The organism is Priestia megaterium (assembly GCF_009497655.1).
Classification (GTDB): Bacteria; Bacillota; Bacilli; order Bacillales; family Bacillaceae_H; genus Priestia; species Priestia zanthoxyli.
In genome coordinates, this window is record NZ_CP023317.1 from 3,803,022 (window position 1) to 3,823,502 (window position 20,481).

The 20,481-nt window shown below is 38.0% G+C and carries 20 protein-coding genes and 1 riboswitch; of the genes, 2 read left to right on the forward strand and 18 right to left on the reverse strand.

Annotated features, from left to right (window positions below; translation table 11 throughout):
* Positions 1–60: 60 nt before the first annotated feature.
* From CEQ83_RS19525 to CEQ83_RS27255, 6 genes are all read right to left on the reverse strand, one after another.
* Entirely contained in the window at positions 61–1,296 is a 1,236-nt protein-coding gene (locus tag CEQ83_RS19525) for a dicarboxylate/amino acid:cation symporter (RefSeq protein WP_098113565.1), read from the reverse strand.
* 180 nt (positions 1,297–1,476) lie between these two features.
* Positions 1,477–1,631: riboswitch (cyclic di-AMP (ydaO/yuaA leader) on the reverse strand.
* 602 nt (positions 1,632–2,233) lie between these two features.
* Positions 2,234–3,703, reverse strand: a complete 1,470-nt coding sequence (locus CEQ83_RS19530; protein WP_028415122.1) for an NAD(P)/FAD-dependent oxidoreductase — start codon at positions 3,701–3,703, stop codon at positions 2,234–2,236.
* A 217-nt stretch (positions 3,704–3,920) separates the two neighbouring features.
* Positions 3,921–5,321 carry an ATP-binding protein gene (locus CEQ83_RS19535; protein ID WP_028415123.1) on the reverse strand — a complete coding sequence of 467 codons (1,401 nt, stop codon included), beginning with the start codon at positions 5,319–5,321 and terminating at the stop codon, positions 3,921–3,923.
* 153 nt (positions 5,322–5,474) lie between these two features.
* A complete protein-coding gene (locus tag CEQ83_RS19540) occupies positions 5,475–5,648 on the reverse strand; it encodes a YjcZ family sporulation protein (protein ID WP_080518349.1) in 174 nt (57 codons plus the stop codon).
* Between the two features lie 87 nt (positions 5,649–5,735).
* On the reverse strand, positions 5,736–6,161 hold the full coding sequence (locus tag CEQ83_RS19545) for a hypothetical protein (RefSeq protein WP_224980524.1): 426 nt from the start codon (positions 6,159–6,161) through the stop codon (positions 5,736–5,738).
* Entirely contained in the window at positions 6,151–6,312 is a 162-nt protein-coding gene (locus CEQ83_RS27255; RefSeq protein WP_165573653.1) for a hypothetical protein, read from the reverse strand. The genes CEQ83_RS19545 and CEQ83_RS27255 overlap by 11 nt, the downstream gene beginning before the upstream one ends.
* A 214-nt stretch (positions 6,313–6,526) precedes the next feature.
* On the opposite strand from CEQ83_RS27255, the gene CEQ83_RS19550 reads away from it, so the two are divergent.
* Positions 6,527–7,282, forward strand: a complete 756-nt coding sequence (locus tag CEQ83_RS19550) for a DUF4397 domain-containing protein (protein WP_014458542.1) — start codon at positions 6,527–6,529, stop codon at positions 7,280–7,282.
* A 31-nt stretch (positions 7,283–7,313) separates the two neighbouring features.
* On the opposite strand, the gene CEQ83_RS19555 is transcribed toward CEQ83_RS19550, so the two are convergent.
* The 7 genes from CEQ83_RS19555 to ilvA all read right to left on the reverse strand — a co-directional run bounded on the left by CEQ83_RS19555 (position 7,314) and on the right by ilvA (position 14,086).
* Positions 7,314–7,886: a YpmS family protein gene (locus CEQ83_RS19555; RefSeq protein WP_028415126.1), complete on the reverse strand. Its 573-nt coding sequence runs from the start codon at positions 7,884–7,886 to the stop codon at positions 7,314–7,316.
* Positions 7,887–7,898: 12 nt separating this feature from the next.
* Positions 7,899–8,783, reverse strand: a complete 885-nt coding sequence (locus tag CEQ83_RS19560; RefSeq protein WP_014458541.1) for an SGNH/GDSL hydrolase family protein — start codon at positions 8,781–8,783, stop codon at positions 7,899–7,901.
* A 236-nt stretch (positions 8,784–9,019) separates the two neighbouring features.
* Complete coding sequence (locus tag CEQ83_RS19565; protein WP_028415127.1) at positions 9,020–9,598, reverse strand: SCO family protein; 579 nt, start codon at positions 9,596–9,598, stop codon at positions 9,020–9,022.
* 24 nt (positions 9,599–9,622) lie between these two features.
* Positions 9,623–11,239: an ATP-binding protein gene (locus CEQ83_RS19570; protein WP_028415128.1), complete on the reverse strand. Its 1,617-nt coding sequence runs from the start codon at positions 11,237–11,239 to the stop codon at positions 9,623–9,625.
* Between the two features lie 150 nt (positions 11,240–11,389).
* Positions 11,390–12,232 (reverse strand): DegV family protein, encoded by an 843-nt coding sequence (locus tag CEQ83_RS19575; protein WP_028415129.1) that lies wholly within the window; start codon positions 12,230–12,232, stop codon positions 11,390–11,392.
* Between the two features lie 169 nt (positions 12,233–12,401).
* Entirely contained in the window at positions 12,402–12,653 is a 252-nt protein-coding gene (locus CEQ83_RS19580; RefSeq protein WP_137738921.1) for a DUF2535 family protein, read from the reverse strand.
* 161 nt (positions 12,654–12,814) lie between these two features.
* A complete protein-coding gene (gene ilvA / locus CEQ83_RS19585) occupies positions 12,815–14,086 on the reverse strand; it encodes a threonine ammonia-lyase IlvA (protein ID WP_013084697.1) in 1,272 nt (423 codons plus the stop codon).
* A gap of 231 nt (positions 14,087–14,317) precedes the next feature.
* On the opposite strand from ilvA, the gene CEQ83_RS19590 reads away from it, so the two are divergent.
* Positions 14,318–14,536 (forward strand): hypothetical protein, encoded by a 219-nt coding sequence (locus CEQ83_RS19590; RefSeq protein WP_028415130.1) that lies wholly within the window; start codon positions 14,318–14,320, stop codon positions 14,534–14,536.
* Positions 14,537–14,830: 294 nt separating this feature from the next.
* Here CEQ83_RS19590 and CEQ83_RS19595 read toward each other — a convergent pair whose 3' ends face one another.
* The 5 genes from CEQ83_RS19595 to CEQ83_RS19615 all read right to left on the reverse strand — a co-directional run bounded on the left by CEQ83_RS19595 (position 14,831) and on the right by CEQ83_RS19615 (position 20,479).
* The gene (locus tag CEQ83_RS19595) at positions 14,831–15,316 is read right to left on the reverse strand and encodes a dihydrofolate reductase (protein WP_028415131.1); all 486 of its coding nucleotides are present in this window, start codon (positions 15,314–15,316) and stop codon (positions 14,831–14,833) included.
* Positions 15,313–16,107: a thymidylate synthase gene (locus CEQ83_RS19600; RefSeq protein WP_013058746.1), complete on the reverse strand. Its 795-nt coding sequence runs from the start codon at positions 16,105–16,107 to the stop codon at positions 15,313–15,315. The genes CEQ83_RS19595 and CEQ83_RS19600 overlap by 4 nt, the downstream gene beginning before the upstream one ends.
* Before the next feature lie 268 nt (positions 16,108–16,375).
* Positions 16,376–17,278, reverse strand: coding sequence for a formyltetrahydrofolate deformylase (gene purU / locus CEQ83_RS19605; RefSeq protein ID WP_028415133.1), 903 nt, complete (start codon positions 17,276–17,278; stop codon positions 16,376–16,378).
* A 241-nt stretch (positions 17,279–17,519) separates the two neighbouring features.
* A complete protein-coding gene (locus tag CEQ83_RS19610) occupies positions 17,520–19,325 on the reverse strand; it encodes an IucA/IucC family protein (RefSeq protein WP_098999601.1) in 1,806 nt (601 codons plus the stop codon).
* The gene (locus CEQ83_RS19615; protein WP_028415135.1) at positions 19,322–20,479 is read right to left on the reverse strand and encodes an MFS transporter; all 1,158 of its coding nucleotides are present in this window, start codon (positions 20,477–20,479) and stop codon (positions 19,322–19,324) included. The genes CEQ83_RS19610 and CEQ83_RS19615 overlap by 4 nt, the downstream gene beginning before the upstream one ends.
* Positions 20,480–20,481: the final 2 nt, after the last annotated feature.

A 20,481-nucleotide genomic window follows, 5' to 3' on the forward strand; every position in this document is an offset into this window, starting at 1 on the left:
AAAGAAGAGTTTCTTGCCAATAAAAAAAGCCCTAGCATATAGCTAGAGCTTTTACACATATTAAGCTGATTGCGTTACAGATTTATCGATACGCTTTGCTTCTGACTCAGCCACAATAACGGCACACGCAGCGTCTCCCGTAATATTTACAGATGTACGAAGCATATCAAGCAAGCGATCAATCCCGATAATCAATCCGATACCTGCTACAGGCAGGCCAACCGAACTCAGTACCATCGCTAGCATAATGAGACCAACTCCCGGCACGCCTGCTGTACCAATACTAGCAAGCACCGCTGTTAATACAACCGTCACAAGAGCACCCAGCGACAGGTCAACGCCGTATACTTGCGCAATAAAAATAGTCGCGACACCTTGCATAATTGCTGTTCCATCCATGTTGATGGTAGCACCTAACGGCTGAACAAAACTGCTGATGGACTCCGGGACACGAAGATTTTTTTGAGCCACATTCATTGAAATCGGAAGCGTTGCACTACTGCTTGATGTACTGAATCCAACTGTCATCGCAGGAGCAAAACCTTTAAAAAATTCAATAGGGTTACGTCTGGCCATAAGAGCGACTGACCCCCCATATGTTACAATCGAATGGATGAACAGTGCGAGCACGACTACAATCATGTAAAGCCCCATCGCTTTAATTGCCTGCCAGCCTTGACTTCCAACCGCTGTTGCAAGAAGCCCAAATGTTCCGTAAGGAGCAAACTTCATCACTAGATTTACAAGGTACATCATCAATTCATTGCCTTGCTCGAGTAAATTATAAAGCCCTTTGGTTTTACTTCCAAGCATCGTAATACCAAAACCGATAAAGATAGAGAAAACGATAAGTTGAAGCATATTCCCTTCAGCCATCGCTTGGATTGGATTGACTGGAATCATATTTAAGAATGTCTCTCCAACCGGCGGTGCTTTTTCAGCTTTAAAAGAAGCGTTTTGTGTATCAAAAGATCCAAATGTTCCTGGTTTAATAACAAACGCTAATAATAAACCAATTACAATAGCAACGGTTGTTGTCACTAGGAAGTACGAAACTGTTTTTGCCCCGATTCTTCCCAGTTTTTTAGGATCTCCTAAACCTGCTACGCCTAACGTGATAGAGAAAAACACAATTGGTACAACAAGCATTTTAATTAAGCTTAAGAAAATTTGCCCAAGCGGCGTAAACAAGTACTTGTCCAGCGGAGCAAAAGCACTTGGAGCAAAAGCATTAATCAACACTCCTACAACAGCACCAGCAATTAGCGCGATAATGATCTTTGTCGATAGCTTCATAGATTTACCTCCCATAAATAAATTATATTAGAATGATTCTAACTACTATACTTATTTTACCATGCATTGAGGGTGATAACACTCAAAATATACAATATATTAAAAATTTTCAGATTAATAGTTTAGGAATATTTTTAGCTATACAAAAAACCATGAGAATATCATGGTTTCATAGACCTGTTATTCCCTCACTGAATGCTTACGGAGTTAGCTGTCGGATTCGGGTACGTGAGTTACCCTACTTGATTCATTCAAGATTCACCCCAAGTACATTACGCACAAATATGGGTCCTCCGTTCTCTTATAAAACAAAAGAGATTAAGCAAATAATTTTCTTTAATATTTTTGCATGATAATAATTGTTACTTTAATTAAAATTCATTTTATGTATTCCTGTCAAGTTTTTATTCAAAAATAATGCATGATTTTATCGTAAAAAGTTGAGAATTGTTATATTTTAAAATATTTACACCATATTTCAATAAACCAAAAACACCTATTTAACAAGACTTACAATCTAATGAATAAAAAATTAATTCAAAAAATAGTTTATAAAGTGAACTTTCTTCTCATTAATATCATTCATAAATATGTATAATTATTCTAATATCCATGTACTTTACTGCTTCCATAAATATTTTACTTATCAAAAAAATAACTCTTTCCAACTGTTGATTTTATCCTTGTACTGCTTGATATACACTCCCTAAAATTTCACTGACTTTATTGATGCGAAGAAATCGACATTATCAATTCCCCTTATTCTACTTAATTCTGCTCAAGATAGAAGTATAGATTTCCTACTATCTTTTAAAAAAGGAGCGGGTAATTATCATATAAAACTATCGGAGTTGGAGCGGTACAAGTTCTTTACTTTTTACTTATTCCCTCTCGTTATTTAACCCATAAAAAAAAGAGGCCGTGACGGCCTCTTTTTTTATACAGTAACAGGTTCAGAACTTGCTTTACGATTCTTTAATTTTTCAACAATGTCACGCGCTACCCACACACCACACGCACTTGCCTGCGCGAGTCCTCGCGTAATACCAGCTCCGTCTCCTCCCACGTATAAACCGGAAATTTCAGTTTCAAACTTATCGTTTAACTTCGGACGGGCGGAGTAAAATTTCGCTTCCACACCGTAAAACAGCGTATGTTCAGATGCTAACCCAGGCGTTACATGATCCAGTGCTTCTGTCATTTCAATTAAGCTTTTCATTGTATTGTATGGAAGCACTAAACCCAAATCACCAGGGACAGCTTCTTTTAACGTTGGTTCTAAAAAGCCTTCTTTAATTCGATTCGCTGTTGAACGGCGCCCCTTTAAAATATCTCCATACTTTTGAACAACTAAGCCTCCGTTTGACAGCATATTAGCTAATCTTGATACTTCGTGCGCATATTCGTTCGGCTGATCAAATGGATCCGAAAATTTATGAGAAACAAGCAGCGCAAAGTTCGTATTTTGACTTCCAAGCTTCGGATCTTTGTATGCGTGTCCATTTGCTAACATAATCCCTGAATGATTCTCTACTACCACATGCCCTGAAGGATTGCTGCAGAACGTTCTGACTCTTGTACCTACAGACGTATTGTAAATAAATTTCCCTTCGTACAAGTGCTTGTTGATTTCTTCCATAACAACGTTAGATGTTTCTACTCGAACACCGATGTCTACTTGATTGTTAATCATTTTCAAACGGCGTTTTTTTAGTAAGTCGCTCATCCACTTCGAGCCGTCTCGACCTGGTGAAACCACGACTTTATCAGCCGTAATTCTGTCACCATTCTTCAATTCAATACCGCGCACGATATGCTGACCATCTTCTTTTTCTGTTATTAAATCGGCTACTTCCGTTTTATACTGCATATCAATTTTTTCTTTTAAGTATTCATAAATGCTTTTTAAAATTTCTAAATTTTGCTCTGTTCCTAAATGACGCACTTGGGCACGCAATAGCTTTAATCCTGCTGCGTATCCGCGTTTTTCAATTTCACGAACTTTATCAGTTAACGGATCCGTAATCGTATCGGTTGCTCCGTGTTTTAAATTAATTTCATCCACGTATTTAATTAAATCTACCACCTGTGATTCAGACAGATAATCCGTCATCCAGCCTCCAAATTCACTGGTGATATTAAACTTCCCATCTGAATATGCGCCGGCTCCACCGAAACCATTTGTGATAGAACAAGCAGGCAAACAGCCAGCAAACTCTTTTCTGCCAACTGCAGGCGGACATTTTTCAATTTTTTTCTGAAGAATCGGACAATTACGTCGATAGATATCGTGTCCTTTATCGATTAATAAAATAGTTGCTTCCGGTAATTTTAACGTTAGCTCATAGCAAGTAAAAATTCCAGCGGGTCCTGCCCCTACCACAATAACATCATAATTTGAGTTCATTGTACATTCTCCCATCATCTTTTTTCTTTGGGTAAAAGATAAAAGTTATTGACCGAATTTTCTTTTTTTATTATCATTCGGTTATTTTCTAGCCATTTGATAATATATCAAAAACAAACCCTTTAGTCAACAATATACACGAACATTAAAATAAAAAAATAAAAAAACATTCGTTTTTATTTCAACCAAATAAAAACCAGCGAACGAATAGCAAGCGCTACGAAATGTTCACTGGTTCTTTAATATACGGAAGAGCAATTTCTACTTTTGTTCCTACTCCTACTTTACTCGCAAATGAAATATGCCCTTGATGCTGTTCGATTATTCGGTAGCTAATCATTAATCCTAGCCCAGTTCCTGTTTGTTTGGTGGAATAAAATGGTTCACCTAGCCGAGCTAAAGATTGCTCATCAATTCCACATCCTTCATCCTCGATAATGACCATGCCGTATTCATTTCTTTTCTCAACGGTAACTTTAACTGTACCTTTGCTCATTGACTCAAGCGCATTTTGAATTAAATTAATAAAAACTTGTTTAAGCGCATTTTCTTCACAAAAGATTGTAATCTCATCACTAATCTCATTAATAATACGACAATTTTTATAATTGGCGTGTGTATCTAATAGTAATGTCACGTGACGTATGATTTGATTGAGACTTTTCGGATGGTATGAATTTTCAATTTTAGGCTTGGCCAGCGTTAAAAATTCTTGAATAATGGATTCGACGCGATTCAATTCTTCAAGCATAATATCATTGTATTCTTCATTATACTGTTTCGATGCTTTTAGCAGCTGAATAAACCCTTTAATCGCCGTCATTGGATTACGGATTTCATGTGCTACTCCTGCCGCTAGCTTGCTCACCATTGTAAGCTTTTCAGATTTGCTTGCCATTTCATCATATTTTTTTCGATCCGTTACGTCGCGAATAATATACTGAATGGCATCCTGTCCTTCAAACTTAATTTTGGTTGCCGAAGATTCAATAATGACGACCCCTTTTTTAGTCAATAGTTTCACATCAACACGTGGCCTCACGGACATTCCATTCATCAGCTGAACCATTCGTTCTTTTACAATTTCTAAATGTTCGGGATGAATAAAGTGAAGCCAAGGACGCCCGATATACTCTTCTTTTTTCTCGCCGCCAAGAAGTTTAACACCAGCGGGATTCAAATATTGGATTCTGCCTTCTCTCGTTACAATAAATGCATCTTGACTTTGCTGGACAAACTGCTTATATTGCTTCATTTTCCGAATGACTTCCTCTTGCTTTTCAATACTTGAGGAAAACTCTTTCCACTGAACAACTAAGAGCGGAATATCTTCTTCCGTGCGCTGAATATGGATATGCATCGGAAACTGCTGATCTACTTTTTTCTTAAGTAAAACAACTTCTTCCTCTTGCTTTCTTAACGGTTCCACTTCATGCTTTTCAATAAAAAAGCGATTTGGCTCTTCAAATACATTACAGGAAAGAAGCCGTTCCTCCGTCGTTTTAAAAAGGTGGCAGCAAGCTTCATTTAAAATTTGAATATCGCCATCCATATTCATTACGAGCATTGGTGTAAATGACATTGAAAATAGCTGTTGAAATACTTTTTCCTTTTCCATATATTCACCTTCGCTTATTGAGTTACTAGCTATAGTATAATATGGTAAATGTTGATTTGGCAAAATTTTTTTATTATTTAAACAATTTATATGTAAGTTTGTCCTTTTCCATCTTTTATAAAAAGCTCGCACATGCGAGCAAATGAGACCTAATCAGCAAAAACAAGTGCAGCCAATGATGATTAATAAAATAAATAGCACAACAATTAATGCAAATGACTGGCCCGTTCCGCAATGATGATAACCGCCAATTGGATAGTGGCAAGTATCATATAGGTGGTGATAGCCTCCGTGATGGCATGGGTCGTAACAATCGTAGTTATACATAGCAATCTCTCCTCTTGTTTTTTTCATTTCGTACACTGTACTTTATATGCGTTAGTTGATTGTCCTGTATGTGCATTCGCCCATTTTTTACTTTCTCTTACGCCATATTCGCCTTTTGGGCTGCAGCGTATACGAAAACAACAAAAGTAAAATACTGCCCATCACCAGTAGCGTAGTAAAATCTTTCATAAACTCAATAATGACCCCTATATACGGGAGATGGTATGCGTAGCTTCCAATCACTTTAAAAGAAGCAGGCAAAGAATTTCTTTGAGCTGTAACCAGTACATCAGGGTCTTGATTATGGGCCAGTACAAGTTCATTCTTTGAAGAAGATGATTCCTCTCTAAAGACAACTATATCTCCGCGATGCAGGTGGTGATAATCCGTTTCTTGAACGGTCACGGTGAAACCAAATAGGCTTGGAACTGTACTAACAAATAAAAATGTAAAGCAAATTGCATAAAGAACAAGTACATATCGAAACGCAGAAAACATACATTTATTGATCATAGGTAATCAGCTCAATTCGCTCGGTTACTTTATTTAGCGCGGGGGTAATGTGATTAAATGAAGTAGAGCGCTCTGTAAATTGAATTAAAAGTAGCAGCAGTAAAAAACTTAACATGATTAACCGTAGCATCCGAGCATAAAAATCACGCATGCTCTCACTCCTTTTTTCTATACTAAATTCGGTCGTACAATAAGCCTTCAGCCAATAATTTGATTCAGTATATGCACATAGAGGGCGTTTGGCTCATTGTTTCTTCTTGGAGGTCTCGGGAGTGATCAGTGATCGGCATAAATTATGAGTTTTAGCATATGTTTGGTTACGTATGGAAATGTTTTTATACTCCGACAATAAGGGAGCTGAACATATGGCTAATTATTCCTTTGATCAATATATTAAAAAAGCAATGAAATACGATTTTCTAGCTAACTACTATAAGTATAGTGATCCATCTAAGCATATTCATTATTATCAAAAGCATTTGTACTATATCCAGCAGGCCATCTTAACTTCTTCTGAAAATACGAATTTACGCGTAAATCCGCCGCAAATTCGTATACTTCACGCTTCTCCAGATTCTCCATCTGTAGATATTTATATTAACAACAAACGAGTGATTCGCAACTTAACTTATAAACAAGAAACAGATTATATTGAATTACAAGAACCTGGAAGATACACAATTTCTATTTATCCCGCTGGAGAAACGGGAAGACCTGTTTTAACGGAATCATTTACATTTGAAGGAAACCAAAATTACACGGTAGCGGCGGTAGATGAGCTAAACAAGCTTGATTTATTATTTATCTATGACAATACGGATGTACCAAGTGGAGAAACGAAGCTTCGGTTTGTGCACCTTTCTCCTGATGCTCCTGCTGTGGATATTGCGGCTAGAGGTGGAGACGTCATTTTTTCTGGCGTGCAGTTTAAAGAAGTCACAAAATATTTGCCTTTATCCCCCATGCATGTTCAACTTAGTGTGCGCATAGCAGGAACCAAAAATGTAGTACTCGAAATCCCAGCACTGAACCTTCGCCCGAATCGAACATATACGGTATATGCCGTCGGATTTGCTAAAAACCGTCCTGCATTAGAAGCGCTGATTTCCCAAGACCGTTAACAAAAAAAACCTTCCAAATTGGAAGGTTTTTTTATTCACTGCGCGAAATTAAACGTACGCGAATATCATCATTTTTTAAATCAAACTTTTGTACTTTTACAGCAAAATCACTCTCTAACTTCATCTGCTGTAACGCTACGTATACTGATTCATTCTTTGGATCGATTGTTACCCATTCTGGTAGCGCAAAATTATTATTTACGTATCGAAGCACTGTGCGGACAGGCAGCTGCAGCTTTCCAACAGAAAGTGACTGCTGTTCAAGCACAATATCTCCATTTTTTTGTACGATCGGATCAAATGTCATTCGAATATTAATATCATCGCCGAATACTTGAATCGTTCCGTCTACTCTTACTACATCGGTAAGAGTAATTTTGTAGTTAAGCGGCTGATTCTTAAATTCTTTTTTTAAATATTTATCAATCAGTACATTTAAGTCCGCTTTTTTAGCCAAAATAGTTAGTTCTGCGTCTCCTTCTACTTTTTCAGAGGGAGTTGGATTGACCTTGTCAACCGGTTGAAAAATAAACGCAATAATAAGGATAGCCCCTAGAACATTAATCCCTAATAACGCGATAAATAGGGTTTTCCACTTCTTCATATAACAATCTCCTTACTCGTTCCCACTCTCTTTCGTGTTTTTCTCTTTTTCATCAGATGTAACTTCTTCTGCTGTTTCCTTTTTCTGGTCTCCAACGAGAGGATCTTCTTCCTCCATTGATTTACTAATGCGCTCAGCCATTAGTTTGTACCCTTTTTTATTAGGGTGAAACTCGTCTTTCCCTAATAAATTTACGTCAGAATCATAAAAAATATCATCAATTTTTACATAACTTACATTATCATATTGAGAAGCAATTTTCTCGCTTGCCGCATTCCATTCATTAATAACGACATTAATTTCTTTCACATCACTTAACGATTTAAAGAATGGATTATAAAAACCGATTAAATAAATATGGGCATTAGGATTAAGCTTACGTATGCGTGAAAACACGTCATTTAGACGTTTTTCATATTTTGACTGCTGTGATTCAAACGTCTTAATTGAGATATTGTAAAAGTAATCCCTTACCACTTTCATCACGTCATTGCCGCCAATCGTCAAGAAAACGATGTCTGCTCTTGATACTTCAGCTGCTACTCCCGGCTGATTTAACCTCGCTAATAGCTGATCCGTCCGGTTTCCTCTTTTGCCTAGATTCTCTGTTCGTACATTTTGCACTTCATTTTGTTTAGAAAGGTATTTAGTTAAGTATGGTACATAACCGCCTTTTTTAGACTCATCTCCTACTCCTTCAGTTAATGAGTCGCCAATGGCTACAATATCTAAATCTACAGGGAAAAAGCCTTTCGGAATATGCTTTTTAGGTGTTAAATCCACTTCTTTCTGAACGGCTTCTTCTTTATTGTCCGTTGGCAAAAAAGTCGTCGTCGAACAGCTCGCTAACACCACCGCACTCATACTGCTTATCACTATACTTTTCCATTTTCTCATCATAACACCTACTAACTATGCTGTATTCTCGCTGTCACAAGCAATACTGCTTACCGCTCTGAATAACTATATCTTTATATCTTATCATACTATGTCAAGTTGATATTTTACTACGTTTCTTATATATAGTATATGTAAAAAAAAGGATAAGCATGTTTCTTTCATAAAAATATCCGCTCACACATCGCTGTAAAGATAGCTGTGTTTGGCGGATAGATTTGACGATTTTATAGCTCTTACTGAAGGGTTTTAATATCTTTTATCATATCATCATAAGGAGGATCAGTCACTCCCTGATAAGATTTTTGAACCACTCCATCTTTGTCAATTAGAAAAAAATACGTACCGTGAATAACCTGCGGATCTTCTTGCGGCTTTTTCACAATCATCTTAAATTGATCCAGCGCAAACTTTTCAATTTCCGCTTGTTTATAGCCCGTTAAGAAATCCCAATTCGAAAAATCAGCGCCAAATTTAGTCGCATAGTCCTTCATTTTCTGAGGAGTGTCCACTTCAGGGTCTACGCTAAATGAAACAAAGCGAACGTCCAGACCTTCATCCTTAGCCATTTTTTGTAATTTAGCCATATGAGCCGTCATTGGGGGACATACGGTTTCGCAGCTTGTGAAGATAAAGTTAGCTACCCAAACGTTCCCTTTCAGCTGACTTAGCCCTACTTTCTTTTGATCTTGGTTAACATAAGAAAAAGAGTCCATCTTCCAATTAAGCGGATTTTCTATTTTGGAACCACAGGCTGTTAACATCATGCAACTAATAAGCAGTAAAAAAAACAATTTATAAGACCAGCTTTTCATATGTTCCTCCTGCACGGTTAAAGTTTAGTCATAGCTAGGGAAAATCAAGATAAACGTTGAACCTTTTCCTGGTATGCTTTCCACTTCAATTCTTCCATTCATTTGTTCCACCAGTTGATAAGAAACCATCAGACCAATCCCTGTTCCTTTTTCTTTTAAAGAATAAAACGCTGTTCCTAGCCGGTTCACTTGTTCACTGGTCATGCCTATACCAGTATCTTCAATTTGAATATGTACATGCCCTTCTCGCTTGTAAAGCCCCACTCGAAGCGTTCCCCCAGCTCTCATGGCTTCAATTCCATTTTTCATAATATTAAGCAGAACTTGATTCAATTCGTTTCGGCTGCCGCGAACATACATCTCTTCTTTTGCGTCTAATTCTATGAGTATATTGTTTGTTAATAAAGCATAAGAAGATAATAAATCTACTAAGCTTGTAATACACTCCAAGCAGTTAATAAAACGATGCTGGTGAACATCCGGCTTGGCTAACGATAAATAGTCATGAATAATCGCTTCTGCTCTGTCCATTTCATTAATCATAAGATGAATGTAACTTAATTCAGTGTTTGAAAGCTTTGTGTTATCTTGAAACAGCTGCAAAAACCCTTTTACCACCGTCATAGGATTTCGAATTTCATGCGCTACAGAAGCAGCTAATTGGCCAATTGCATTCATTTTCTCCGCTCGCTGCAATTCCTTTTGCATCCTCGTTTTTTCCATAATAACTTCCAATTCATCAATCGCTTTGGTAATTCCGTCTTTTGTATGACTGAGATCTGTTTCTACATTCAGGTGTTCTTTTGTTACTGACACTTGATGAAAAAGCTGCTGCAGCCGCTCGGTCATTTCATTAAATCTTGTGTGTACATTCCCTAACTCAGAATCATCTTCGTGTGTCAGCTTCACATCAAATTTCCCTTGACTCACCGCTTGAATTCCTTCTATTAATTCCCCAAGGGGCGACATTAATCGCCTTAGTCCCCAGTCTTGAATCACAATAATGAAGGTAAACAGAAGCGTAAACGCAACGACCAAAGACACAATTAAACGTTTTTGATAGATATAGATAGCGCTTGCATCTACATCTACACCAAGAATAGCCACAACTTTTCCAGAGCTGTTTGTAATAGGCGATAAAACGGTTATCCACGTCCCGAATTCGTCTTTGTATGTAGATGTTACGATATTTTTCTTTTTTCGTTCTGCTTCCTTAAATGATTTGTAAAATTCTTCTCCCCCATAATAAATCATGGACGGCTCTAGCGATTGCTTAATTTTCTTATTCGCTGTTACGATAATCTTATTTCCATGCGATTTGAATTTTTCGGTCGTCATAATATATCCCTGCAAGTACGACGGATGCAATTCATAAATCTTTCTGAACTGCTTTTCTAGCTCGTCTTTTTCAGGAATCGGCCCGTTCCTTGAATCCACTGCTGCTATTACGTCTTGTTTAGATAAAGACTCCCTCCATAAATCGGCCATAATTAACACATGCTGCGTTAACGTCTCTTTTGCCATTTTTTTTTGAACTTGATAGCTAATGGCTAAAGAAATGACTCCAAGGGCAACTACAATTAAAGTAGAAAATAAAACCGTTTTGTTAAACACACTCAAATTTCGAATATATTTTTTCATCGGTATACTCCGGATTCAAAAGAATAGTAACCAGCACAGCATTCGCTGGTAGAAAGTTGATTCTATTATATCACACGTTCGTCCACTTCTCTTTCTCCTTTTTCCAAAAAAGAGAAAGCCAAAAAAGTGACTTGCAAAAAGCAACTCACTTTATTCAGCAAAATACATAAAACCAATTGCACCAATACCCGTATGCGTCGAGATAATAGGCGTCGTATCTTCAATCGAAAATTGCGTATAGCCTCTTGCCTTCACGATTGATTCTTTTAGCTTAGAAGCGAGCCCAAGTCCATCTGCATGTACAAGCCCTACTCCTTTAATACTTTTTCCTTCTGTATGCTCTTCGAACTGCTTCGTTAAAAACTTAACAATTTGAGAATGACTGCGCACTTTAGCAACAGGAGTATATACTCCGTCAGCTAGGGAAGCAATTGGCTTAATATTTAAAAGAGAACCGATTAGCCCTTTTCCACGTCCAATACGTCCACCTTTAACCAAATTTTCAAGCGTATCGACTACGACAAAAAGATTCGTATTTTGACGCACCTCTTCCAAGCGCGCGACAATTTCTTCTACCGTATGCCCCTCTTCAATCATTTTCACCGCTTCAAAGACTTGAAACGAAAGAGCTTTTGTAATGTACATAGAATCGACAACGGTGATATTTCCTTCTACCATTTGAGCCGCGCTTTCAGCTGCTCGAACGGTTCCGCTCATTCCTCCAGTCATATGAATGGAAATGACGTCATACCCTTCACTCACTAATCGTTCATATACTTCAACAAAAGAACCAATAGCCGGCTGAGAGCTTTTTGGTAATTCTTTTGAATTTTTCATTTTTTCAATAAAATCTGTCGGCGTTAATTCCACGCGATCCAAATATGTTTCATTATCAATATTAATACATAAAGGTATCATCTCAATACCGTATTTTTCAGCTTCTTCCAACGTTAAATCAATTGTTGAATCCGTTACCACTTTAATTTTCGACATGTGTTCACCCCTATAAGATGCATTGCAGACTAGTATAACATGAACGCTTACAACAATATAGTTATAATAGAATGCAAGTTTTGCTAATTCGTAAAATGCATGTTCAACCTTTTAGATCAACAAAAAAAGTTGACTCTGCTGAAATATTCAGAAAAGTCAACTTTTACGTTTATGCATTATGCTTTAATACATGAGACTTAAAGAGCTGTTCGTAATCTTTCCATTTCAGCACGCGTTTTAAATATTCTTGAAACGAGTAGGTTTGCTTCGGAACTGATTCGTTCGTGATTTGTCTAATAAATAAATCAAGTTTTGCAGATAACATGAACCGAAACGTGCTATTTTCCTCTAAAACTGGAATTTCAGTAATTTTTACTTTTTGACCATTGACATGTTTAAATTCAAGGCTTTTTAATAGCAAGGCGATCAACCCTCTTTTTACCCGTTTATTTTATTATAATGCTTGAGGTACTTTCTGTCTTGATAAAATAAAAAGAAAACACAAATATTTTTTAAAATAAAAATGCTTCATCAACTTATTCGACAGTTGATGAAGCATTCCTTTTTAAAACGACCTTCTATTTAAATAAATAAGTGAAACAAGTTGCTTTCTTTATTAATTTCTGTGTAAGGAAATCCTTTTTTATCCATACGATTAATTAGTGGATAATAATCTTCTTTATGCTTAAGCTCGATTCCCACAAGTGCAGGCCCGCTGTCTTTGTTATTCTTTTTCGTATACTCAAAGCGCGAAATATCGTCTGTCGGTCCAAGCACTTCGTCTAAAAATTCACGAAGAGCTCCTGCGCGCTGAGGGAAGTTAACGATAAAATAATGCTGTAATCCTTCATAAATCATCGAACGTTCTTTGATTTCTTGCATACGTCCAATGTCATTGTTGCCTCCGCTGATGACGCAAACAACCGTTTTTCCTTTAATTTGCTCACGGTATGAGTCAAGAGCAGCAATCGAAAGAGCTCCTGCTGGTTCTGCTACAATCGCATTTTCATTGTATAGAGATAAAATGGTTGTGCAAACCTTGCCTTCAGGAACAACTACAATATCGTCCACAAGCTCTTTACTGATGTCATACGGAAGCGTTCCAACTGTTTTAACAGCTGCTCCGTCTACAAATGGATCGATTGCCGGTAGCGTCACTACATTTCCATTTGCTAAAGATGTCTGCATACCAGGCGCGCCTGCTGGTTCTACCCCAATCACAGCTGTTTGAGGCGAGATGCTTTTTACGTATGTGCCGACACCGGAAATTAATCCGCCCCCGCCGATACCCGCAAATACGTAGTCAATTTCATCTTCACAGTCATTGAACATTTCAACGGCTACTGTACCCTGTCCTGCAATAACGTCTACATCATTAAATGGATGAATAAATGTTCGATGCTCCTCTTCACTGCATGCAATAGCTTGTTCATAAGAATCATCAAACGTATCTCCGATTAGTACGACCTTTACGTTATCTTTGCCTAGAAATTTCACTTGATTAATTTTTTGGCGTGGCGTTGTGCTCGGCATAAAGATTTTACCATCGATATTTAAATGACGGCACGCATATGCTACACCTTGTGCGTGGTTTCCTGCACTTGCACAGGCAATTCCATTTTCTAATTCTTCTGGGGATAACTTTTTGATTCGATTGTACGCACCGCGGATTTTAAATGAGCGCACCACCTGTAAATCCTCACGTTTTAAATAAATATTACATTCATATCGTTCAGACAAAACGTCATTACGCTGTAGTGGTGTATGCACAACAACATCTTTAATCAATTGATTTGCAATCATGATGTCCTCTAAATGTACGTGTTTTGTTCGATTATCTACTTGTTGTTTCATAACCAACTTCCTTCCTCTTCTACCATTATTAATTTGTACATTATATCACATAAAATTTAGAAAAATCATTATTTTTCATTAATAATGACTAAAAAAACTTTTCTAACTATTTTACTGTCCACATACTTTACATATGTTTAGCAAACGCTAAATAGACTTACAAAATTGCCCATACTTTCTACATGCAGCTGATGCTATAACAGGTATAAATTAAGAAAGGTTGTGGAATAAATGGAGTTTTCACTTCAAAGTTATGAAAGTGCCATTCCGTGCGAAGTAGTTGCAGATGAAGAAAACGGTAGATATATGCTTCGCAAAGCAGATACAAGCGGAGAAGTTTTTAATACACCAAGCGAGCTGATTCAATGGATTGAAGCAAACTGGAGCGCTGAACAGTTTGTTAGCACAGCCGCTTTTCACGAAATGATGAAGCAATTAAAATCAATATAAAAAGAGATTGAGACATAACGAAATAGACCCCACCTAAAGACGTCTAATATGAATCGGTTTTTACACCGCAGTTGATTTCCGTGCAAGACTTCGCTTTCCGCGGGCGGTGAGCCTCCTCATTGCTTCCGCTCCCGCCTGAGTCTTCGCCTTGCCCTCCAATCAACTGCTAAAAGCACCTACAGACATGAAACCTACGTTCACCATCACAAAGAAAGGTCCGAACGATGAATCGTTCGGATCTTTCTTCAACTACCATACTTTTGTCCCAGACTCGCATTTTTTTAATAAGGGAAATCAGCTTCGCTCGTATACGGTAAAATAATAAGTGTAGGGATTTTTTTCATCTTTAATTCCTTGCTGCTTCGAAATAACTTTCCATTCGCTCAAATCAATCGCAGGAAAATGTGTATCGCCGTCAAAAGATTCTTCAATATGCGTAATATAAAGTCGGTTTGCAACGTCTAATGTTTGCTCATACAGAGTAGCTCCACCAATCACAAAGAGCTCGTCTTCTTTTTCAGCATCTAATGCTTCTAGTTCCTCAACTGAATGAATAACGGTTGCTCCTTCTTGCTGATAATCTTTTTGACGCGTAAGAACCACATTTTCGCGATTAGGGAGCGGTCGTCCAATTGATTCAAATGTTTTTCTTCCCATTACAATCGTATGACTCGTTGTGATGCGCTTGAAATACTTTAAATCTTCCGGAAGACGCCATGGCAAATCATTCTCTTTACCAATCAGCCTATTTTGATCCATTGCGACAATGAGGGAAATCATACGCTCACAGCTCCTTTAATGTGAGGATGCGCATTATAATCTACTAACTCAAAGTCTTCAAATTTAAAGTCAAAAATTGATTTTACGTCTGGATTGATTTTCATTTTTGGTAATGCATGAGGCTCGCGCGTCAACTGCAGGTTTACTTGTTCGATGTGATTGCTGTAGATATGCGCATCACCAAACGTATGAACAAAATCACCCGGCTCTAAATCACACACTTGTGCCACCATCATTGTAAGCAGCGCATATGAAGCTATATTAAACGGTACGCCTAGGAAAATATCAGCTGAGCGCTGATACAATTGACAAGACAATTTGCCGTCCGCTACATAAAACTGAAATAAGCAGTGACAAGGCGGCAAAGCCATATTGTCTACATCAGATACATTCCAGGCGCTTACCATTAAGCGGCGCGAATCAGGATTGTTTTTGATTTGATTAATAACATTTGTAATTTGATCAATTTTTTCGCCGTCCGGCGTTGGCCATGAACGCCACTGATGGCCATATACAGGGCCAAGCTCGCCGTTTTCATCCGCCCATTCATTCCAAATGCGCACGCCGTTATCTTGTAAATACTTAACGTTTGTATCTCCTTGTAAAAACCAAAGCAGTTCATGAATAATTGATTTCAAATGAAGTTTTTTTGTCGTTAATACCGGGAAACCTTCTTGTAAATTAAAACGCATTTGATAGCCAAATGTGCTAATTGTACCTGTTCCTGTCCGATCTTCTTTTTTTGTTCCATTTGCTAACACATGCTCGCAAAGTTCAAGATATTGTTTCACTTCCGACACTTCCTTTATTAAAAAGTCCTTTTCTATTGTATAAGTGTTCACGCGCTAAGTAAACAACTAAATCTCAGCTCATATAGAAAAGTTCTTTATCATGTAGGTACGCGATTTCCCCGAAAAAAAAACGAGAATGAGACCCAATGAAACCTACGTTTACCATGACCATAAAAAAATCCGAACGAATTTCATTCTCTCTCAAGAATCTCGATTCATCGTTCGGATCTTCCTTCGGCTAAACTACTTTTTAACAGCTTAGTCTTTGTTAATTAAATACAATTGTGCGGTTTTCATGCACTAAAATGCGGTCTTCTAAGTGCCATTTCACAGCGCGTGCAAGCACCGTACGTTCAATTAAGCGGCCTTTTTTCTTTAAGTCATCCGCATCATCACGGTGATTCACGCGTTCAATATCTTGTTCAATAATTGGTCCTTCATCCAAGTCGTCCGTTACATAGTGAGACGTAGCACCAATTAATTTTACGCCTCGTTGATATGCACGTTCATATGGACGTGCTCCAATGAATGCCGGTAAGAATGAATGGTGAATATTAATAATGCGATACGGATTTTCAGCCACAAAGGTCGGCGTTAAAATTTGCATATAACGCGCTAAGATAATTACATCAATATCATAATCTTTTAATACTTGAAGCTGTTTTGCTTCTGCTTCTTGACGAATGTCTTTTGTCGCTGGTATATGCTTAAATGGAATGCCAAACGATTCAACTACTTCGCGCGCATCTTCGTGATTGCTTACAACGACAGCGATGTCTGTCATCAAGTCTCCGCTTTCCCACGCCCACAGCAGCTCTAGCAGACAGTGAGGCTCTTTTGACACAAAAATAGCTGTTTTTTTCAAATTATGAGCATATGTAAACTGCCAGTTCATCGAAAATGTATCGGCAATCTTTTTGAAGCTTTCTTCTAGCTTTACTTCTTTAGCTAATAAATCCTCACATTCAAATTCGAAACGGATAAAAAACATGCCGCCTTCATGGTTTGTTGAATGTTGACTTGATTCTACAATATTTGCACCGTGCTCATGTAAAAACGTAGACACAGCGGCTACAATACCCGGTTTGTCCGGACAGCTAATTAGCAGCCGACCTCGGTTTTTATATTTCTCTTTATATGAAGTTAAATGTTTTTGAATATGCGATTTCATGTAATTCCCTCTCTTTTTTTAAATATACAGACAATTGTACCATTATCCTTGTAGCGATGCGACATTGAAATAAGGCTTTGACAAAAGAAAGCCGAAACGTTTGCTTCGGCTTGCGTATTTGTTGTTCTACCATCTACTCCATCAAATCGTTCATTCACTGATCTTTACGTTCTACACATACATAAAATGAGTGTTTCCTAAAGTGCTGCAGCTCATCCCCTTCGCTTCCTGCTTTTCCTTATTATTGCACGGCTTTTTCACTAACTTCATGCAAGGCATTCCTCACCGTACCATATTCGCTTGCGTGAGGACGATCTCCGTCATCTTCGTATCCGTAATCAAACATTCGATTTCGATTTAACGTTAATTTCGTAATGGTTGGACGTAATAAATCAAACAGTTCAAATCGTTTTTTCAAATGTGGAAATGATGCTTGATAATGCAAGATTTCTGCTCGTACACTTTTCCAAAAGTCTGCTTCTTCTACACCTTCATGCTCTTCTAAGATGCTTGCTAAATAGCGGAAGTGACAAACAAATAACCCTGTTAAAATAAACTGCGTCAATCCTTCCGGCTCTTCGCTGCGCAGCACTTCTTTTAATTCAAAAGATAGCTGCTGCAGTTCTTCAAACGGCTGATCGCTAATATTCACGTCGTCTACAAAATCCTTCATAATAATTCGAACGGGCTTGTTGTTTTTAAGAACCAGTACCGTATTTTGACCGTGCGGGGAAAATACAGTGCCGTATTGATACAAGTAATGAAGTAGCGGCGGCAACACAGCGCTGGTTAGCGCATCAATCCACTCGTTAGGAGTTAAGCCTGACTTTTCAATATATGACGAAACTAAAGCTTTCCCTTTACTGTCAACATGTAAAAGCGCAGCTAGCGTAATCGCATGCTCTCCTTCTTCTAGCTCTTGATAAATGCTTTCACGCCAAACGACTCCAAGCATCTCTAGATACTGATAAGGCGCATTTTTAATAGAAGCGAACGTCGGCTGAGTTACGTTTAACGTAGCCACTTCACCTAAAAGTCCTACTTTGCACGTATCTTTTAAAAACGCATCGCGATCTCGTATGCCTTTAATGTGCTGAGTGACTTGAGGTGCAATGACCGTCCGCTCACTTGGAAGCCCTCTGTATACAAGGGTATTTAATATACTCATGGGAAGCTTTACATGATATTTATCTCGATTTGTTGTATTCACAAATGTCCGAATCGACTGCTGAGGAAAGTATTGATCTTCACCTTCTCCTAACGGAACAATTAAATCATTTGCAATGTATTCAGCGAATAAAGGAACAATTACGTTCATCCACTGCCATTCATGAACGGGAATATAATAATAGTCCGCTTTCGAAAGGCCTTGGCTTGTTAATTCTTTTTCAAATTCAGCTAGCCTCTCACCGCTTAGCTCCTGCTTCATAACATCATCAAAGCCGAGGGTATCCAACGAATGAAATGAAGCAATTTGCTTCTCTACAGCAATCCATGAAAGCTGAATTTCTTGTTTTTGCTCAGGCGCAAACCGAAGATAGTCATCATAACCAAACCCAATGCGCCCTTTATTATACGTAATCCAAGGATGTCCCGTCATTTCACCTTCTAGCTCTGCGTAATCCATATCTGCTAATTCATCAGCTGATTTTCGATTTTGTAAATGCAAATCTGCTATTAATGTATGAAAATATTCTTTTGCTAAGTGACCTGCGGTTGAGCTAGACATTCCTTTGTCTTCAGATAGGCTAATTAACAGCTGCAAGGCCTCCGAAAATGTAGGGGTTGACGTTTTAGATGTCAACTTAATACTTTCTGGTAGTACAGAAAAACTGTCAAACAATCGTTGTTTCGCTTGATATGTATACGTAACGCCCCGGTGATCTTCCCATCGATACGTGGCAAGCGCACCCTGCTTTTGCAGCTGTTTTGGCTCAATAATATTTTCATACATAAATTCCTGCAGCATTTTAGCTAAAAGCTGTCGATTTGCTTTTTCCCATGATTGCTTATTAAATACGGAAAGATTCGTTTCTTTGATTTTCATCCTTCATTCTCCTTTACTTGTCTTAGAATAGGGATTGTTTTATTACGCAGCGGCATTACAGCGCTAGCAGCTAGCAAAGCAGCTGCTCCCGCTACTAAAGGAAATGCCAAATCCACTTTGCTGATTTCTAATGCTACAATCGGTGCAATCAGCAGAGCGATATTTTGAACAGCAATAAGCCAGCTGTAATAGTAAGCAGCCGCTTCTTTACTTTTTCGAAATAAATAGATATCCAGTATAACCATGCTGAGATAAAACCCGGCTCCATATAAAATTCGGCTGATAATAAACACGCTGAGATGATCAGCATATGCCTGCAAACACAGCACCAAAACACTAGCACCCGTTATGCCATAAAAAAGCGGTATAACGTTGCCGTTCAATAGTTTGGTAGGTACCGTAAGCTTTAAGACAATCGCCATAATACTCGGCATCGCATACAGCAAAGCGCCGCCTTGACTGCTCATGCCATATGTTTCATGTGTAAACAATGTAAAATAAGGGCGAATGACATTGTGCCCAAGGTAAAAAAAGAAAATCGCCAGCAAATAAAAAAAGATGGGCTCGTTTATGCTTTGAATGGATGCCGGTGTTTTTTCTGCTTTTAAAGGTAATGCTTTTCTTGTTAAGAGCCATACGGCCAGTACCATATCAATTAAAGCAAAGTATTGATATACGTTAAGCGGCATTTCCCATGCAATAACCGTACTTCCAAACAAGCTAGCGACAATAATCGCCGTATGAACAATAAATACATACGTTGTTGCAGCACTTGCCTTTTTCTGTCCTTTTTTCATGCCGCCTACTAAATAGGGGTACAAAAGATATAAACTGCTTTGAAATAGGAGCAGCACTAAGGAAGTAGCTAAAAATCCATAAAAAGTAGAAACTTCGCTCAAAATGACTTTAATTAAGGCCGTCATTAAAAGTGACGTTACAACTACATATTTTACGTTCCATTTCTTAAACAGCATTCCCCATAAAGGTGTCATAACAATGACCACAATCCGGCAGCAAATAATGAAAAAAGACGTCATCGCCACTCCATCTACATGAAATGCATGTGTAAAATACTGTGGATAAAATGGTGATAATAATACTTCTGACGTCATGGTCATAAACAAGCAGATAAAAACAAAGCGCGGAGAAATCATTT

What these genes read in the sequence shown, in the direction of transcription:
- CEQ83_RS19525 (WP_098113565.1), bottom strand. Translation starts at nt 1,296, where the DNA reads ATGAAGCTATCGACAAAGATCATTATCGCGCTAATTGCTGGTGCTGTT.
- CEQ83_RS19530 (WP_028415122.1), bottom strand. Translation starts at nt 3,703, where the DNA reads ATGAACTCAAATTATGATGTTATTGTGGTAGGGGCAGGACCCGCTGGA.
- CEQ83_RS19535 (WP_028415123.1), bottom strand. Translation starts at nt 5,321, where the DNA reads ATGGAAAAGGAAAAAGTATTTCAACAGCTATTTTCAATGTCATTTACA.
- CEQ83_RS19540 (WP_080518349.1), bottom strand. Translation starts at nt 5,648, where the DNA reads ATGTATAACTACGATTGTTACGACCCATGCCATCACGGAGGCTATCAC.
- CEQ83_RS19545 (WP_224980524.1), bottom strand. Translation starts at nt 6,161, where the DNA reads ATGATCAATAAATGTATGTTTTCTGCGTTTCGATATGTACTTGTTCTT.
- CEQ83_RS27255 (WP_165573653.1), bottom strand. Translation starts at nt 6,312, where the DNA reads ATGCGTGATTTTTATGCTCGGATGCTACGGTTAATCATGTTAAGTTTT.
- CEQ83_RS19550 (WP_014458542.1), top strand. Translation starts at nt 6,527, where the DNA reads ATGGCTAATTATTCCTTTGATCAATATATTAAAAAAGCAATGAAATAC.
- CEQ83_RS19555 (WP_028415126.1), bottom strand. Translation starts at nt 7,886, where the DNA reads ATGAAGAAGTGGAAAACCCTATTTATCGCGTTATTAGGGATTAATGTT.
- CEQ83_RS19560 (WP_014458541.1), bottom strand. Translation starts at nt 8,783, where the DNA reads ATGAGAAAATGGAAAAGTATAGTGATAAGCAGTATGAGTGCGGTGGTG.
- CEQ83_RS19565 (WP_028415127.1), bottom strand. Translation starts at nt 9,598, where the DNA reads ATGAAAAGCTGGTCTTATAAATTGTTTTTTTTACTGCTTATTAGTTGC.
- CEQ83_RS19570 (WP_028415128.1), bottom strand. Translation starts at nt 11,239, where the DNA reads ATGAAAAAATATATTCGAAATTTGAGTGTGTTTAACAAAACGGTTTTA.
- CEQ83_RS19575 (WP_028415129.1), bottom strand. Translation starts at nt 12,232, where the DNA reads ATGTCGAAAATTAAAGTGGTAACGGATTCAACAATTGATTTAACGTTG.
- ilvA (WP_013084697.1), bottom strand. Translation starts at nt 14,086, where the DNA reads ATGAAACAACAAGTAGATAATCGAACAAAACACGTACATTTAGAGGAC.
- CEQ83_RS19590 (WP_028415130.1), top strand. Translation starts at nt 14,318, where the DNA reads ATGGAGTTTTCACTTCAAAGTTATGAAAGTGCCATTCCGTGCGAAGTA.
- CEQ83_RS19595 (WP_028415131.1), bottom strand. Translation starts at nt 15,316, where the DNA reads ATGATTTCCCTCATTGTCGCAATGGATCAAAATAGGCTGATTGGTAAA.
- purU (WP_028415133.1), bottom strand. Translation starts at nt 17,278, where the DNA reads ATGAAATCGCATATTCAAAAACATTTAACTTCATATAAAGAGAAATAT.
- CEQ83_RS19610 (WP_098999601.1), bottom strand. Translation starts at nt 19,325, where the DNA reads ATGAAAATCAAAGAAACGAATCTTTCCGTATTTAATAAGCAATCATGG.
- CEQ83_RS19615 (WP_028415135.1), bottom strand. Translation starts at nt 20,479, where the DNA reads ATGATTTCTCCGCGCTTTGTTTTTATCTGCTTGTTTATGACCATGACG.